The organism is Mesorhizobium sp. M0019, assembly GCF_040323975.1.
Classification (GTDB): Bacteria; Pseudomonadota; Alphaproteobacteria; order Rhizobiales; family Rhizobiaceae; genus Mesorhizobium.
This window is the reverse complement of the sequence record NZ_JAMYVK010000001.1, coordinates 30,633-45,520: the sequence shown is the minus strand read 5'-3', so window position 1 is coordinate 45,520 and position 14,888 is coordinate 30,633. Positions and strand designations below refer to the sequence as shown.

Below are 14,888 nucleotides of genomic sequence, written 5' to 3'. Positions count from 1 at the left end.
GTTTCCGCCGGTCCCGTTCGGCCTCGTTGGTTGCGGCCGCGTCGTTGAGGTGACTGCACTTAATGCGGTCTCCATCGTTCCGGCCGAAGGAGCCGCGTTCATGGCGGCGCTACGGGCTGTGCGGGGTAGGCAACGACAGCTTGCCCGCTATGCTGATCGGCCGCTGCCGCATCCGGACCGCGCCTTGCGACGACCGCTACGGAAACTCTCAGTCGCGAACGTCAGCCCCGCCAACGGAAGGCGGGGCTGGTAAGTTGATTGTCCCGGCAAGCTTTTTTGCCGGGGCGATTGGCCTAGGCAGGCACAAAGCCAAAATAGGCTTTGTAGGAAGCCCCCTCGCCGGAAATCAGGGGCGTTTCCACTTTGAACCCAATCCCGCTGAAGGTGGTATTGTTCGTACGTGCCGCGAGCAACACCATCTGCTTTGCGGAGATGGTCACTGTCGCGCTCCCGATCCTGTCATCGCCCCAATCGAAGAGATCGCTGATGGCGCCGCCGATCGATGGCATCAAGGATCCCAGGGCCGGGCCGGCTATCGCGGCAATGATAGGTCCTGCCACCGGAATGAGGCCCAAAGCCAGCGTACCCGCCGTATGGACGCCCATCACGACCTTCTGCACTTCGTCCTTGTACTTGTTCGGATCGCCGAAATCATTTTCCATCAGCACCGTACCGATATTGATGCCGTAGGGCTTACCTCGATAGACCTCCATCAGGTCGGGTCTCGTATCTCCCGCATCGACGTCGCCATAGACCTGGCTGCGCTTGGTGTCGGCGATCCGCGGCGTTGCCACGCTGACGATGACATAGGGCTCGTCCGCACCACCCGGCCCCTGATCCCAGTCGGTCTCGCCGAAGCAATGGAGGCCGGTATAGTGGACGACGACGTCTCGAAGGTCGATCGCGCCGGTGTCGGGCCACCAGTATATGCCGCCGTTTTCAAACAGATTGGCGCGGCCTCCTTCGGCAAATTCGGTCTCGTCGGTCGTGGGATAGCCCAGATATGACTGTTCCCAGCCCAGGCTCTCCCACTTCTTGCGGATGTCACCGTACACCACGTTGGCTCCTGTGTTCGGTGTCCAGTAGATCGAGCCGGCATTGGCAAAATGGTTGTAGCGCCCGACGCCGTCGGGAGTTCCGGTTTCGTCGGTGACCGGATAGCCGAGAACCGAGCGCTCCCAGCCCATTGCTGCCCATTTGCCGCGAATTGCCCCCCAAATCGCTTGAGCACCGGTGTTCGGTGTCCAGTAGATCGAAGCGGTATTGTTGTTGAAGTGATTGTATCGGCCGACGCCGTCGGGAGTTCCGGTTTCGTCGGTGCAGGGAATGCCCCACGCGAGACCGCCAAGCGCAATCCACTTCCTGTAGATTTCGCCATGGATCTCAAAGGCGTTGTGCATGGCATCGTTGTAGCAAATGCATGAGCCGTTCTTGAGATACCAGGCTTTTCCAGTGTCCTTCCTGTCGATCTCGGCGAAGCCGGCGCCTCCAAGGGAGTTGTACTTTTGCTGTATGACGGCTTCCGGCGAGAGGAGCGACCAAGGCCCGATCCTGAGCTGATCGGAAAGTCTTGTGGCTCCAGCGCGGATGGTGCCGGCACGCACTCTCGAAGTTGCTCTGGCAGTATACGGCATGACCTTTTCCTTCCTGTGAGTGTTGGTATCGGGGGCTTCAGGCCTCCGGCGATCGGTTTTGATCGACGGGCCGAGGTTCCCAGACCGCGACTTACGGACGGCTTACGGAGTTCCGAGCTGCGCCAGAGCAATTCCAGGAAAAGTGTGGAACGGTTTTCCGTCCGGAATTGCGCAAAAATAAAGAGATAGAGCGGTTCGGCGTTTCCGTGAAACGATGAACCGGTCTAGAGAAACGGGCGCACGAGCGAACGCAGCAAAGGCGAGGGCTCGTCATCGCCGGTCGAAGCGAGCGCGCGTTCATAGCGCCGGTAATCCTCGATGGCGCCGGCATGGTCGTTCCTGGAGAGGCTCTCCTGGATGAGCGTGCCATGGAGTTTGGCCGATTCCGGGTAGAAATCGAGCGCACGCCGGCACGCCTGGCGTGCCCGATCCGCGTTGCCTTGGCTCTGCCAGTGTTTGGCGATCCGCACGGCGAGCTCCACAAACCCGTCCCGCACCCGGTCGGCCGCGGCGTTCGACCAGACGGGCATCGGGCCATTCGAGAAAAGCGGGCCGACAAAGCCTTCCAGCAGCATCTCCTGCTCCTCGATTGCGCTGTCTCTTGGGCCCGACAGAACGGGTTTCAGCCGGTCTTCCCAATCCTGCAGATCGATCCAGACCTTGTCGGCAGCGAGCCGCAAACGGCCTTCTCTCAGCGTTACGAGTTCGCCTTGCCCGAGCAATTTGCGCAGACGATGCAGCGCCTGCTCCAAGGCCGCTTTGGCCTGGTCGCCGTCGAGGTCGGGCCAGAGCCAATCCTGCAGGGTTTCCACCGAACAGACCTGGTCCCTCGACAGGCAGATAATGCGCAATATGTCGAGCGCGCGGGTAGGTTTGGCACCGGGCGCGACCTCGGCGCCATCGATTTCGAGGCGGAAGCCTCCCATCAAGTGGATCCTGAGCGGCCAAGGCCACTGGGCGGGTCGGCCAGCGGGCGGGACCAGATATCGCGCCCGAACGACGCGGCGGCAGAGATCGATGTCGATCTTTCGCTCCAGCGCATCGGCGACCAGATCGGCCAATAGGTCCGGCAGGTTGAGCAGGATTGCGGAGGGGTTGACCTGGCGCAACGCCTCCATGAATTCAGCCAGACGACTGCCATAGGACGCGCCGCCGTTCCACTTCTGCTCCAGGGCCTGAGCGGCCAGAATGTTGAGTTCGACGCGCTGGCGAGGGCCGCCGCTCAGCCTTTCGACGATCTCCTGGAGTAGCGCAATGGCCTCCGCTGGACGCCGATCGGCCAGCAGGACCTGGTATTTGGTGACGTAATGCGGCCAGCGTTCGATCATCGGCTCATTCGCCCGCTCGATCGCATCCATGAAGGCATCGCAGTCGAGATAAGCCTTGACGAAGTTGCCGTTGCGCGTGTGCATCGCCGCGTGGCAGTCGGCGACTACAGCGACCTGGGTTGTGAACCTGCTGTCCGCGATCTCGCCCAGCCGGGAGACGAGCGCATTGAATTCCGAGAACCTGTTGTGAAGCTTCATCAGCAATTGAAGCTGATAGAGCGCGCTGAACTCGACGCCCCGTAAGGCGTGCTGCTCGCCTATCGCCGTTGCGCGTCGCAACGCATCCTCGGCCGAGGCATAGACAAAACCGCGCCGCGAATAGGGGAAGTAACGGCCGCTGGCCGAGCCAAAGGACACCAGCCACATGCCGAGCACCAGCGGCGGGATATCCGAATGTTCGAGATCGGCGGCAACGCTGTCCACGGCATTGGCAAAAATGTCGCGCTGCCCCGACGAGGTCGCGTAGTCGATGAGCGCTTCGCTTGCCAGCAGGCGCAACTCGACCGAATCCTCGATCGGCAGATGTGTCAGGCGCTGCTGGATATCATTCACGAGGCGTTTCGCGTCATGGGCGTCGAATTCGCCAGGTTCGGCGAAATCGACGGCCCGCAGGATGCCGAGCCTGACCATCATGAGTTCCTCCGGATCCAACTCCGGCAATCCCTTGGCAAGAACCTGTGAGGCTCGGCGCGTCCAATCCGCCAGCCCCTCATGCGTACGCCAGCTGGCGGTCTTGACTACGACCGCCCGCGCGACCGTCAGGCATTGGCCGCGCATGTCGGTGTTCTCGAATGCTTGCCATGCCTTGGAGAAGTGCGGTTCGGCCTTCGCATCGTCCGATGCGAAGGCGACGCCCAGCCAATAATGGACCCACCCGTCCATCTGGTCGGGGGGCAGCCTGTTGCACCATTCGACCAAGCTGGCCCGGCGCCCTTGCGAGAGAACGCCGTTAGCGCACTCCAGAATGAGCTGGCGTGCCAGCGGCCAGGCGCCCGCCTGCAACGCCAGCACGATTGCCGCGTCGGTTTTGCCTGCCTCGTGCAGGACCTTTGCTGCCTGCTCGCGCAGCCTGGAACGGTCCGATTCCGTCACGCGCCGGTCCAGTAGGCCGGCAAGGTATTCGCGCAACAAGTCATGCAGTTGGAAGGCGGCGCCGCCCGGACCGTCGCGCGTGATCAGCAGCTGGCGATGCTGCAGCCGCACCAGCAGGCGAGCAGCCTGCGGCGAGCCCAGGAACGCATCGGCAAGCTCCGTGCTGATCTCCGGCAGAACGTTGAGCCTGATAAGCAGATCCTGGTCCTCCGGTGCGATGTCGCGCAGGAAATAACGTCCGACAATCTCCCGAAGGCCGGCGCCTCCGGCAAGGCCGGTCTGCGAAAGCGGGTAGTACATTCCGGCGTTGGCCAGCAGGAGAAGGCCCACCGCCCAGCCGCGCGCCTCCGAAATGTCGCCGACCTCGGACGGCGATTGCGAGCGGGCGGTGACGAGGTTGCGAGCCTCCGCAGGCGAAAACTCCAGCAGCGTTTGGTTGAGGACCGGCAACTGTCCCGACAGCACGAGGTCGGCGACATCGCCCTCGGGCAGCATCCGCGATGTGCAGATGCAGCGGACGGTGTTGGGGCGTTCGCGCAACAGGATCGCCAGTGTCCGGCGAAAGCCTGGCGCATCGGCACGATGCAGATCGTCGAGGACCAGGATCGTGCCCGGATCAAGCCGCGAGAAATAGGTGCGGAAGAACAGCCGCGCGAAATCGTCGGAATTGTCGGCATATTCCGGACCAAAGACCGGCATGCCGGCATGCCTGCCGTCGAGCGACAGCGTCAGATAGTGGAAAAGGCGCGCAACGTCCTGGTCCTCGGTGTCGACCCGATACCAGTTGTACGCCGATTCGCCTTGCTTCATCCCGCCTTGTTCCAGCCCTCCGTGTTCCAGCCCTCCGTGTTCCAGAAAGTCGATCACCGCGGTGGTCTTGCCGTATCCACCAGGCGCAGCCAGCCAGCATGCACCGCTGTCGAGGGCCTGCGAAAGCAGCGCCACTACGCGCGGACGGCTGACAATTCCCACTGGCCGGGGTGCCGAGAGCTTCGCTATGTCGCGCGGCGCGTCGCGGAAGGATTTATCCATTGTGAGGACTCTCGCAGCGCAGTCGCCTCGCGAAAACAGGTAATCGGTTCGCCCGCAACAACAAATCGCCGGCCGGCGTTGTGCTCGCCTGACGTGCCGTGCTCGCCGGCAAGGTCGCGGTTATCCCTTGTGCGACATGATATGCGAAACCCCGACACTCACGTCGGCGGTGTGTCTTGCCATCACTGCGTTCATTCGCATTGCAATCGTCGCATAGGCGTTTCGTTCGTGGTCGGTAACTTCCGAGGGCTTGAAGAGCCAAGGAAGGGGTGCAACCTGCGCGTCCTCGAAATTGGCCGGCAGATTCGATGGCAAGGCCTTTTTTCCTAAAGGCAGCTCTAGCCCAAGGTCACTAAATTCGTCCTCGAGGCTGGCGTGCAGATGAGAAAGCACCACATAGATCGCCAGCTTTGATCTAGTCCTTTCTGTGTTGTTTTGATTGTACTCGTGAAGAACCTCATCGAACGATAGCGATACGTCGCTTTCAGCAGCGGTAGCTCGTGTTGCAACAGCACCGGCCAGGGCAGTCGCTGCCACTCCTGTAAGACCTACAAAATCACGTCTTGTCGTGCTGGTCATAGTGAATTCCCCTCGGTTTTGAAGACGGGCCAAGTCTGGCAAGGACGAGGCGCAGTAGCAATAGGCCGCATACGCTACTGGTGTAGAGGGCCTTTACATCGCCGATGTGAATCCACCCGGCGATGACAGTGCCAAGCCGGCAGAGTCTCGCGATGCATTCGGTTGCTTCAGCTGAGGATAGCCATGGACTCCAAGCGGGTCTTCGGCATGCAACCAGGCAAGGGATTCTAAAAATCCGCTGGTGGAGCTGAGGAGGATCGAACTCCTGACCTCGTCATTGCGAACGACGCGCTCTCCCAGCTGAGCTACAGCCCCGTCCAGCGGATGGGGCTTTTATCGGCCGCTGCGGTTTCCTGTCAAGGCTGCGCTTGCTGCCGAAATGCCGTTCGGCCGTTCGTGCGCCCTCGCCCATGCGGCGGAAGACGGCTCTTGCCGCTTTCACCTACAGTGGCTACATGTCGGCAGCAATCGGAGACCGGCATGATCGCCCTCATTCAGACCATTGTCATGGCGCTTGACCTTTACTGGTGGATCATCATCGCCTCGGCGATATTTTCCTGGCTCTACGCCTTCAACGTCGTCAACTCTCGCAACCAGTTCGTCGACACCATCAGCAACATGCTCTATCGGCTGACCGAGCCGGCGCTGCGGCCGATCCGCCGCTTCATGCCCGACCTCGGCGGCATCGACATCTCGCCGATCATCCTGCTGCTGATCCTGTTCTTCATCCGGCAGTTCCTGCTCACCACCGTGCTTTCGCTGGTCGTCTGAGCCCAGGGCGCCCATGAGTGCGCCGTTCCGCACGCGCGCCGACGGCATCGACCTGTTCGTCCGGCTGACGCCGAAAGCGGCGATGGACAGGCTGGAGGGAATCGAAACATCGGTGAATGGGCGAAGCCATCTGAAGGCTCGCGTCCGCGCCGTGCCGGAAAACGGCGCCGCCAATCGAGCGCTGGAAAGGCTGGTCGCCAAGGCGCTTGGCGTGGCCGCTTCGGCCGTCTCGATCGTCGCCGGCGGCACCGCTCGGCTGAAGACGGTCCGTGTGCTTGGCGATCCCGCGGCGCTGGCGAAACGCATCGATACGCTGGGCACGCCTGCGCCGTGATCTCGGCTCGCTCACTTACCCCGCAAAAAAAGGCCGGGCTGCAAAGCCCGGCCAGATGTGAAGGTCGAAAACCTTCAGAGGGGAACGCGCCGGACGAATGGGAGGAAACATCCGACGCCAATTGCATATGGGTTGGCATCGACGACGTTTCAATGAGGTCGGAGGAAAGCTCAATATGACCGCCACTCGAGTCCTATTCTTCGATGTTCTGGGAACCGTCGTTGATTGGCGCAGCGGTATCGCAAGGGAGGCCGGCGCCTTCCTCGCGCGAGTTGGTGCAGAGCAGGTCGATCCCGGTGAATTCGCTGATGCGTGGGCGTCGCGCTATGACGCCTCGACCGAGGCGGTGCGGACGGAGCACCGGCCTTTCGTTTCACTTGACGTGATCAACAGGGAGAATCTGGACGCCACCCTCGTCCAGTTCGGGCTGACCCCATCCGAGCTGCCGACCGCCGAACTTGAGGAACTCAACCTCGCCTGGCACCGGCTGGAGCCGTGGCCCGATTCGCTGAAAGGCCTTGCGAGGCTGAAGGAACGCTTCATCATCGTGCCCTTGTCGGGGGCCAATACCCGGCTGTTGCTGGATATGGCCAAGCGCGCCGGCCTGCCTTGGGACACCGTCCTTGGCTCGGATGTGTTCGGCACCTATAAGCCTGCGCCGCAGGCTTATCTCCGCGCAGTGGAGATCCTGGGGGTTCGACCTCCGGAGGCCGTGTTAGTCGCCGCGCATAACGACGACCTGGCCGAGGCACGAAAATGCGGTATCGGAACCGCGTTTGTTGCTAGGCCAAAAGAGCATGGCCCGGCACAAACGACCGATCTCTCGCCCCTTGAAGATTGGGACTTCCTGGCCGACGACCTTGTCCATCTCGCCCAAGTTCTCCCGTAGGCACAGGGCAAAAAACCTAAGCGATGTCGTCGCGGATGCAGGCCTTCAGATGGCCCTCGGCTGTCGCCCTCAGCGGCGGTACAGCCCCGGCGCAAGCCTCCAGCGCAAACGGGCAACGGGTTCGGAAAACGCAGCCCGACGGCGGGTTTGCCGGGCTTGGAATATCGCCCTTGAGCACCTGCCGGCCTTGCCTGGCCAGCGGATCGAGCGATGGAATGGCTGACAGCAGCGCGCGCGTGTAGGGATGCTGCGGCCGGGCATAAAGGTCGGCCGCCGGCGCAACCTCCATGATGCGCCCGAGATAGAGCACGATGACCGTGTCGCAGATGTACTCGACGACGGCCAGATCGTGCGAAATGAACAGCATGGTCAGGCCGAGCCGGAGCTGCAGGTCGCGCAACAGATTGATGATTTGCGCCTGGATCGAGACGTCGAGTGCCGAGACCGGCTCGTCGGCAACGATGAATTCCGGCTCGAGCGTCAGCGCCCGGGCGATGCCGATGCGCTGGCGCTGGCCGCCCGAAAATTCATGGGCGTAGCGGTCATAGGCGTCGACCGGCAACTCGACCGCGGCAAGTGCCTTCTCGGCCTTCGCCCGCCGCTCGGACTTCTTGCCGATGCCTTGAATGTCCAGGCCTTCGGTGAGGATCTGCCCAATCGTCATGCGCGGCGACAGGCTGGCGAAGGGATCCTGGAAAATATACTGCATCTTGCGGCGCTGGCGGCGCAACTGGGCGGCACCCAGCCTGGTGATGTCGGTGCCGTCATATTTGATTTGGCCGGATGTCGGCTCGATCAGACGCAGCACCGAGCGGCCGATCGTCGTCTTGCCGGAGCCGGATTCGCCGACCAGGCCGACCACCTGGCCACGCCCGATATCGAAAGAAATATCCTCCGACGCCCTTACGACGGGTCCGCGCGAGAACGCTGTCGGCGCAAAATGCTTGGTCAGGTTTTTGACCGAAAGGAAAGGGGCGTCGGCCATCAGAGCTCCTCCCAGCGCAGGCAGCGGCTTTGCTGGGTCGGCGTCGCCCCAAACAATGGAGGGACCGCGGCGCGGCAGGCAGCGATAGCCATCGGGCAACGCGGCGCGAAGGAACAGCCTTTGGGCAGCAAGGCGGGCGACGGAACATTTCCGGCAATGGTCGGCAGCGGCGTTCCCGCCGCCTTCAGCGCCGTGGCCTGTCCGAGCCGCGGCACCGAGCGCATCAACCCGGCGGTGTAGGGATGACGCGGACGGGTGAACACTTCGCTCACCGGACCTGTTTCGACGATACGCCCCGCATACATCACCGCTACCCGGTCGGCGATTTCGGCGACGACGCCGAGATTGTGGGTGACGAACAGGATGCCCATGCCGCGCTGCGCCTGCAGCTCGGCCAAAAGATCGAGTATCTGGGCCTGTATGGTGACATCCAATGCGGTTGTCGGCTCGTCGGCGATCAGCAAGCCCGGATCGCAGGACAGCGCCATGGCGATGGTGGCGCGCTGGCGCATCCCGCCCGAAAGTTCGTGTGGATATTGCCGCGCCCGCTGCTTCGGATCGGGAATGCCGACCTGTTCCAGCAGCCGCACCGCGTCCGCTGCTGCCTCGCGGTGCGATTTGCCGAGATGGATGCGGATCGGTTCGGCGATCTGCTCGCCGATCGTGTAGACCGGGTTGAGGCTGGTCATCGGCTCCTGGAACACCATGCCGATCTCATTGCCGCGTATCTTGCGCAGCGACTCGGCATCGAGGCTGGTCAGCTCGGTGACCGTGCCGTTCTTGCGCCGCAGCGCGATCGATCCCTCGGCAATATGTCCGACCCTTTTCGGCAACAGGCCGATGATCGACAGGCTGGTGACGGATTTGCCGGATCCGGATTCGCCGACGAGCGCCACCGTCTCGCCGGAGCCGATCGTCAGGTCGACATCCGTTACCGCCGCGATGTCGCGCCCCGCGATGCGGAACACCGAGCGGAGGCCGGAAATCGAGAGGATCGGCGCGGCACTCAGCGGAGCAGCCCCACATCGCGAAGGATCATGTCGATCTTTGCGGTTTCCTCGTCGTTCAGGCTGCGCTGCGGCCGCGCCATGGTGTTCGAGGCGATGATGCCGAGGCTCTTCATCGCCGCCTTGAAGGCGCCGACGCCGGCCGAGCCGGCGCTGGTCCTGCCGAGCGAGATCCAGACGATCTCGAACAGTTTCAACAACCGCTCCTGCTCCAGGCGGGCTTCGGCATGCTGGCCCGCCTGCGTCAGCTTCCACAGCCTGACATAACCATGCGGGTCGACATTGGCGAGCCCCGGCACGACGCCATGCGCACCCATCGCCAGCACGCTATCGACCAGTATCTCGGAGCCGGTCATGCCGAAGAAGCCGGGGTCGTCGGCCATGTCCTTGAGCACGTAACGCAGATTGCCGTCATCGCCGCTGGAATCCTTGATGCCCGCGATGGCGCCTTCCCTGGCGAGGCCGACCGTGGTCTTGCGCTCCAGCTTGACGTGGACGCAGACCGGGATGTCGTAGGCGATGACCGGAATGTCGATCGCATCCTTGATATAGCGGAAGTGGTCGCCGATCTCCGGCTGGCTGGTGCGGGTATAAAACGGCGCGGTGACGACGATGGCGTCGGCGCCGGCCGATCTGGCGATCCGGGCGTGGTTGATGACGCGGTCGGTCGTCGGGTCGATGACCCCGGCGAAGATCGGAACCCGGCCGTTATTGACCTTGACCGCGTGCTCGAGGACGGCCCTGCGGCCCGCCTCGTCGTGGAAGACCACCTCGCTGGTCGAGCCGAGCACGAACAGCCCGTGAACGCCGCCGTCGAGCAGGTTCTCGATGGTGCGGGTGAACGACGGAAAGTCGATGCTGAAATCGGCATTGAGCGGGGTGACGACAGGTGGCACGACGCCGGTAAACAGGGGCATTTTGATGAACCTTTGAGGTCAGTTGAGATCGGAGCGGGGGTCGAATGCGTCGCGCAAGCCGTCGCCGATGAAGTTGATGGCGAGCACGGTGAGCACCAGTGCGGCGCCCGGGAACATCCATTGCCAGGGGTAATTTTCAAGCACGACGGTGGAGCGGGCGAGATTGAGCATGTTGCCCCAGCTGGCTTCGGGCGGTGCGATGCCGAGGCCGAGGAAGGACAGGCCGGCCTCGAGCAGGATGGCGTTGGCGATCTGCAAGGTGGCGTAGACGACCAGGATATCGATGCAATTGGGCAGGCCGTGCCGGAACAGCAGATGCGGCAGCCCTGCCCCCATGCCGCGGGCGGCAACGACGAAATCGCGCTCGCGCAGTTCGAGCAGCCGGGCGCGCACCATGCGCGACAGCACCGGCCAGGAGAGCAGCGAGATCACCAGTATGGTCGGCGCGATGCCGGTGCCGGCGATCGAAGCCAGCACCAGCAGGAAGATCACCGGCGGCAGCGTCATCGCCAGATCGACCAGGCGCATCACCGTGCCGTCGACGAGGCGCCCGCCAAAGCTGGCGACGGCGCCGACCAGGAAGCCGATGACGGTGGAGATGGCGACCGAGCTGACGGCAACCAGCAATGAGATCCGCCCGCCTTGCAGCAACCGGGCCATGACGTCGCGCCCGACGCCGTCGCTGCCCAGCCAATGAATGGCCGACGGCGCCTTGTTCATTGCTCGGAGGTCGATGGTGTTAGGACCGAACGGCCACCACAAAGGATACGTCGAAACCGCCAGCAGGATCGGGATGACGATCAAAAGCCCGGCACGCGCCGCGCGGTTTTCAAAAAAGCGGTCGAGCGCGCGGCGAAGCGGGCCTTTGGTTTGCGGCACGGCTGTCGGGTCAACTGTAGGATCTGGCGCCGTGATTGCCATCATGCCACCTGAATGCGCGGGTCGACGACGGCATAGACGACGTCGGTCAAGAGGTTGACCAGGATGACGCAAACGCCGATCACCAGGGTAGCGCCCATGATCACCGGGTAATCGCGGGTGCCGACGGCGTTGACCAGAAGCAGTCCCATGCCCGGCCAGTTGAACACGCTTTCCAGGAAGATGGCGCCGCCGATGGCGATGCCGACAGTCGAGCCGATCAAGGTAATGACCGGCAAGAGCGCATTGCGGGTCGCGTGCTTGATGATAACCCAGAACTCGCGCACGCCCTTGGCACGCGCCGTCCGCACGTAATCCTGGTTGAGCACTTCCAGCAGCGAGGCGCGCATGTAACGCATGATCAGCGCGGCATGGCCGACGGACAGCAGGCAGGCGGGCAGGACGAGGTGCGCAAGCACATCCGTCGCCGAGAACGGCGCACCCGCGGTCTGCATGCCGCCGGACGGCGCCCAGCGCAGCAGCACCGAGAAGAAATAGAGACCGAGCAGCGCTGTCAGAAAAGCCGGGCTGGAGATACCGATAAACGACAGCACCGACAGCGCGATGTCGGATGGTTCGTTACGGCGCACCGCGCTGAAAATGCCGGCGGAAATGCCGAGCACGATGGCGATCGCCAGGCCCGTACCCATCAGCAGCGCCGTCGGGCCGATGCGTTCCATGACCAGTGGCAGCACGGCAACGCCGCTGCGCTGGATCGAATAGCCGAAGTCACCGCTCAGCGCCGCGCGCAGCCAGGCGAGATATTGCACGGGAAGCGGCCGATCGAGCCCGAGCCGTTCGCGCAGGCCCTCGAGGTCGGAAGCCGACATGGGGACCGATGGGTTGATATAGGCGTCGATCGGATCGCCCGGCGCCAGCCGCAACAGGATGAAGATGAGGACGCTGAGCGCGACCAGCATCAGCAATCCTGTGGCGCTGCGGCGGGCGATGAAGCTCAACATGGGCTTTCCGTGGCGGTGGCAGGCGGCGCCAAAGTGGTCCCGCCTGCTCGCTTGGTTGCGGGTTTCTTACTGGATGTCCCAGCGCTCGGGGTGAGCTGCGTAGGGGCCGCCGCCCGGCGCCGGCGTCCAGACGAAGTCATGCAGCTTGTTGGAGGCTACGCCATAGCGGTTGGCCACCCACAACGTCGCCCAGGGTAGCTCCTTGTTCATCACCTTGCAGACCCCCTGCCAGGATTGATCGAGCTTGGCCGGATCGGTTTGGCCTAGCGCGGCGTCCAATGCGGTGCTCAGATCGTCGAACTCGATGCGCATGGTGTTGAAGCCTGCCGGCGGGATCTGCGACTTGTTGAGGCCGGGATTGAGGCCGGCCGGGTTGGGGCCGTTCTGCAGGCCGGCATAGACCATCGGAAAGGCGTTCCAGTCCGGCGTGCCTTGCTTGTAGACGATGCCGTTGTAGGTCGGCGTATCGACGACCCGCGGCACCACATTGATGCCGACCTCGGCCAGCATCGACTGGACAGCGGCCATCACATTGGCCGCTTGCGGCGAGCCGTAATAGGTCAGCAAGGTGATCGGCTTGTCGCCGTTGATCTTGTCCCAGCCGGCCTCGCTCAGCAGCGCCTTGGCCTTTGCCGGATCGTAGGCATAGGGTTCGAGGCCTGCGGGAACGAGATGCGGCGCGACATAGCCGCAATTGGCTGGCTCGGCGGCACCGCCGTAGAGGCTGTCGATGATGGCGTTGCGATCGATCGCGTACATGATCGCCTGGCGGACACGGATATCCCTAAACAGGTCGACCTTCTGGTTCAGGCCGATATAGTTGACCACGTACGAGGCACCTTCGATCACCTTGAAATTGCTGTCGCTCTTGAACGATGCCGCATCGTCGGGCTCGACATAGGTGAACTGGATTTCGCCGGCACGGAGTGCGGCAACGGCCGCCGCCGGCGACTCGAAATAGCGGTTGATGAGCACGTCTACCTTCGGCTTGCCGCCGCGATAATCGTCATCGGCTGCCAGTTCGACATATTGGTCGGTCACGTAGCGCTTGAACTTGAACGGGCCGGTGCCGACCGGTGTGGTCGACCACCAGGTGCTTGTCGCCAGCGATTCCGGCGGCAGAGCGGCCAGGGCATGCTCCGGCAGGATCATCAGCTGCGAGAGGATGGATAGAAACGAGCCGTTCGGTTTCGATAGCTTCACCACTGCGGTGTGGTCATCCGGGGCATCGACCGAGGCGATGTTGGCGAGGCGGGCGGCAAACAGGCTGCCGGAGGCCTTGTTCTTGGCAAGCTCGAGGGTGAACTTGACGTCCTTCGAGGTGAACGGTTTGCCGTCATGCCAGGTCTCGTTGACCAGGTTGAACGTATAGCTCAGCTGGTCGTCGCTGATCTTGTAGTCCTTGGCGAGGTCGCCTTCGATATCGGCCAGCCCGGCATTGTAGATGACCAGCGGTTCAAAATAGGTGCTGAGCCAGGTGTAGCCGCCGGTCGCCACCAGCGGGTTGAAGTTCTTGGGAAAACCGCCGGGGCCGACGTCGAAGCCGCCCGCAATGGTCTTGGCGCTTTGTGCCTGGACACTGGTCAATGGGGCAATGCTGGCGAGCAGCAGCCCGGCGACTGAGAATGCGATGGTCCTGATACGCATGGTTTCCTCCCTTGGCATAGTCAGGTTGTTCTTCAGCTTGTTCGGTTTTTTGCGATAACCTGCTGGATCCCCCGGTAATGGTCGTCGAGCCGCCGACGCGCCTGGTCGACATCCTTGGCGGCGACAGCCTCGACGATCTCGTGATGGTCGCGCCATGTCGCCAGCGGCGTCGGATTATCGAGATTGGTGAAATTCGAGGCCTTGTTGAACGCCGTCCAGAAGATGTCGATCAGCGCGCTCAGCATGTGATTGTTCTGGCAGCGGAACAGCAGCTGATGGAATTGCTGGTCCTCTTCGGCGAAGCTCTCATGGCGCTCGGCACGTTGCCGCATGCGCTCGGTCAACTGGCGCAGCGCCTCGATGTCCTCGGCACTGATCATCTCGATCGTCTTGGCGATGAGGCCGGTTTCCAGCACGCGACGGATTTCGCGCAGCTCTTCGACATCGCGCAGCGAATCCTGCAAACCGTAGGCCAGGTTATCCAGCAGCGGCTTGAACGAGAATTCCTTGACGAACACGCCGATGCCGCGTCGCGTCTCCAGGATGCCGATCGATTCCAGCGCCTTGATGGCTTCCCGCACGGAGTTGCGGCCGACGCCGAGCCGCTGCGCCAGGAACGTCTCCGGCGGCAGGGGATCGCCTGCCTTGAGCTGGTTGCTTTCGATATAGGCCCTGAGGGTTTCCTGCACGGTGACGTGAAGCAGCGGCGGTCTGCTCAACGGTTCGATCGACTTCAGTTCCGCCATCCCACTGCCTTCATCATCCGCTGAAGCTTGCCCGCCGCTTGTCGTAT

At 62.8% G+C, this 14,888-nt stretch carries 13 protein-coding genes and 1 tRNA gene; 3 read left to right on the top strand and 11 right to left on the bottom strand.

Annotation, left to right across the window (positions count from 1 at the left end; all coding sequences use genetic code 11):
- Positions 1-293: 293 nt before the first annotated feature.
- The 4 genes from NKK47_RS00205 to NKK47_RS00190 all read right to left on the bottom strand — a co-directional run bounded on the left by NKK47_RS00205 (position 294) and on the right by NKK47_RS00190 (position 5,980).
- On the bottom strand, positions 294-1,634 hold the full coding sequence (locus NKK47_RS00205) for an LGFP repeat-containing protein (protein WP_352574568.1): 1,341 nt from the start codon (positions 1,632-1,634) through the stop codon (positions 294-296).
- 224 nt (positions 1,635-1,858) lie between these two features.
- A complete protein-coding gene (locus NKK47_RS00200; RefSeq protein WP_352574566.1) occupies positions 1,859-5,086 on the bottom strand; it encodes an AfsR/SARP family transcriptional regulator in 3,228 nt (1,075 codons plus the stop codon).
- A gap of 120 nt (positions 5,087-5,206) precedes the next feature.
- Positions 5,207-5,665 carry a hypothetical protein gene (locus NKK47_RS00195; protein ID WP_352574564.1) on the bottom strand — a complete coding sequence of 153 codons (459 nt, stop codon included), beginning with the start codon at positions 5,663-5,665 and terminating at the stop codon, positions 5,207-5,209.
- A 239-nt stretch (positions 5,666-5,904) separates the two neighbouring features.
- Positions 5,905-5,980 (bottom strand) — tRNA-Ala (locus NKK47_RS00190).
- 165 nt (positions 5,981-6,145) lie between these two features.
- Here NKK47_RS00190 and NKK47_RS00185 point away from each other — a divergent pair.
- From NKK47_RS00185 to NKK47_RS00175, 3 genes are all read left to right on the top strand, one after another.
- On the top strand, positions 6,146-6,436 hold the full coding sequence (locus NKK47_RS00185; RefSeq protein ID WP_023678162.1) for a YggT family protein: 291 nt from the start codon (positions 6,146-6,148) through the stop codon (positions 6,434-6,436).
- Positions 6,437-6,449: 13 nt separating this feature from the next.
- Positions 6,450-6,770 (top strand): DUF167 family protein, encoded by a 321-nt coding sequence (locus NKK47_RS00180; protein WP_352574562.1) that lies wholly within the window; start codon positions 6,450-6,452, stop codon positions 6,768-6,770.
- 175 nt (positions 6,771-6,945) lie between these two features.
- Positions 6,946-7,659, top strand: a complete 714-nt coding sequence (locus tag NKK47_RS00175) for a haloacid dehalogenase type II (RefSeq protein ID WP_352574560.1) — start codon at positions 6,946-6,948, stop codon at positions 7,657-7,659.
- Positions 7,660-7,675: 16 nt separating this feature from the next.
- Here NKK47_RS00175 and NKK47_RS00170 read toward each other — a convergent pair whose 3' ends face one another.
- From NKK47_RS00170 to NKK47_RS00140, 7 genes are all read right to left on the bottom strand, one after another.
- Positions 7,676-8,644 carry an ABC transporter ATP-binding protein gene (locus NKK47_RS00170; RefSeq protein WP_352574558.1) on the bottom strand — a complete coding sequence of 323 codons (969 nt, stop codon included), beginning with the start codon at positions 8,642-8,644 and terminating at the stop codon, positions 7,676-7,678.
- Positions 8,644-9,654 carry an ABC transporter ATP-binding protein gene (locus tag NKK47_RS00165; RefSeq protein WP_352574917.1) on the bottom strand — a complete coding sequence of 337 codons (1,011 nt, stop codon included), beginning with the start codon at positions 9,652-9,654 and terminating at the stop codon, positions 8,644-8,646. The genes NKK47_RS00170 and NKK47_RS00165 overlap by 1 nt, the downstream gene beginning before the upstream one ends.
- Positions 9,651-10,568, bottom strand: a complete 918-nt coding sequence (locus NKK47_RS00160; protein ID WP_352451273.1) for a dihydrodipicolinate synthase family protein — start codon at positions 10,566-10,568, stop codon at positions 9,651-9,653. Before NKK47_RS00160 ends, NKK47_RS00165 begins: the two co-directional genes overlap by 4 nt.
- An 18-nt stretch (positions 10,569-10,586) precedes the next feature.
- Positions 10,587-11,492: an ABC transporter permease gene (locus NKK47_RS00155; RefSeq protein ID WP_023678168.1), complete on the bottom strand. Its 906-nt coding sequence runs from the start codon at positions 11,490-11,492 to the stop codon at positions 10,587-10,589.
- The gene (locus NKK47_RS00150; protein WP_023678169.1) at positions 11,489-12,448 is read right to left on the bottom strand and encodes an ABC transporter permease; all 960 of its coding nucleotides are present in this window, start codon (positions 12,446-12,448) and stop codon (positions 11,489-11,491) included. The genes NKK47_RS00155 and NKK47_RS00150 overlap by 4 nt, the downstream gene beginning before the upstream one ends.
- Before the next feature lie 66 nt (positions 12,449-12,514).
- A complete protein-coding gene (locus NKK47_RS00145; protein ID WP_023678170.1) occupies positions 12,515-14,095 on the bottom strand; it encodes an ABC transporter substrate-binding protein in 1,581 nt (526 codons plus the stop codon).
- 32 nt (positions 14,096-14,127) lie between these two features.
- Positions 14,128-14,841 carry a FadR/GntR family transcriptional regulator gene (locus NKK47_RS00140; RefSeq protein WP_352574555.1) on the bottom strand — a complete coding sequence of 238 codons (714 nt, stop codon included), beginning with the start codon at positions 14,839-14,841 and terminating at the stop codon, positions 14,128-14,130.
- Positions 14,842-14,888: the final 47 nt, after the last annotated feature.

What these genes read in the sequence shown, in the direction of transcription:
- NKK47_RS00160 (WP_352451273.1), bottom strand. Translation starts at nt 10,568, where the DNA reads ATGCCCCTGTTTACCGGCGTCGTGCCACCTGTCGTCACCCCGCTCAAT.
- NKK47_RS00170 (WP_352574558.1), bottom strand. Translation starts at nt 8,644, where the DNA reads ATGGCCGACGCCCCTTTCCTTTCGGTCAAAAACCTGACCAAGCATTTT.
- NKK47_RS00180 (WP_352574562.1), top strand. Translation starts at nt 6,450, where the DNA reads ATGAGTGCGCCGTTCCGCACGCGCGCCGACGGCATCGACCTGTTCGTC.
- NKK47_RS00200 (WP_352574566.1), bottom strand. Translation starts at nt 5,086, where the DNA reads ATGGATAAATCCTTCCGCGACGCGCCGCGCGACATAGCGAAGCTCTCG.
- NKK47_RS00205 (WP_352574568.1), bottom strand. Translation starts at nt 1,634, where the DNA reads ATGCCGTATACTGCCAGAGCAACTTCGAGAGTGCGTGCCGGCACCATC.
- NKK47_RS00195 (WP_352574564.1), bottom strand. Translation starts at nt 5,665, where the DNA reads ATGACCAGCACGACAAGACGTGATTTTGTAGGTCTTACAGGAGTGGCA.
- NKK47_RS00175 (WP_352574560.1), top strand. Translation starts at nt 6,946, where the DNA reads ATGACCGCCACTCGAGTCCTATTCTTCGATGTTCTGGGAACCGTCGTT.
- NKK47_RS00140 (WP_352574555.1), bottom strand. Translation starts at nt 14,841, where the DNA reads ATGGCGGAACTGAAGTCGATCGAACCGTTGAGCAGACCGCCGCTGCTT.
- NKK47_RS00185 (WP_023678162.1), top strand. Translation starts at nt 6,146, where the DNA reads ATGATCGCCCTCATTCAGACCATTGTCATGGCGCTTGACCTTTACTGG.
- NKK47_RS00155 (WP_023678168.1), bottom strand. Translation starts at nt 11,492, where the DNA reads ATGATGGCAATCACGGCGCCAGATCCTACAGTTGACCCGACAGCCGTG.
- NKK47_RS00150 (WP_023678169.1), bottom strand. Translation starts at nt 12,448, where the DNA reads ATGTTGAGCTTCATCGCCCGCCGCAGCGCCACAGGATTGCTGATGCTG.
- NKK47_RS00145 (WP_023678170.1), bottom strand. Translation starts at nt 14,095, where the DNA reads ATGCGTATCAGGACCATCGCATTCTCAGTCGCCGGGCTGCTGCTCGCC.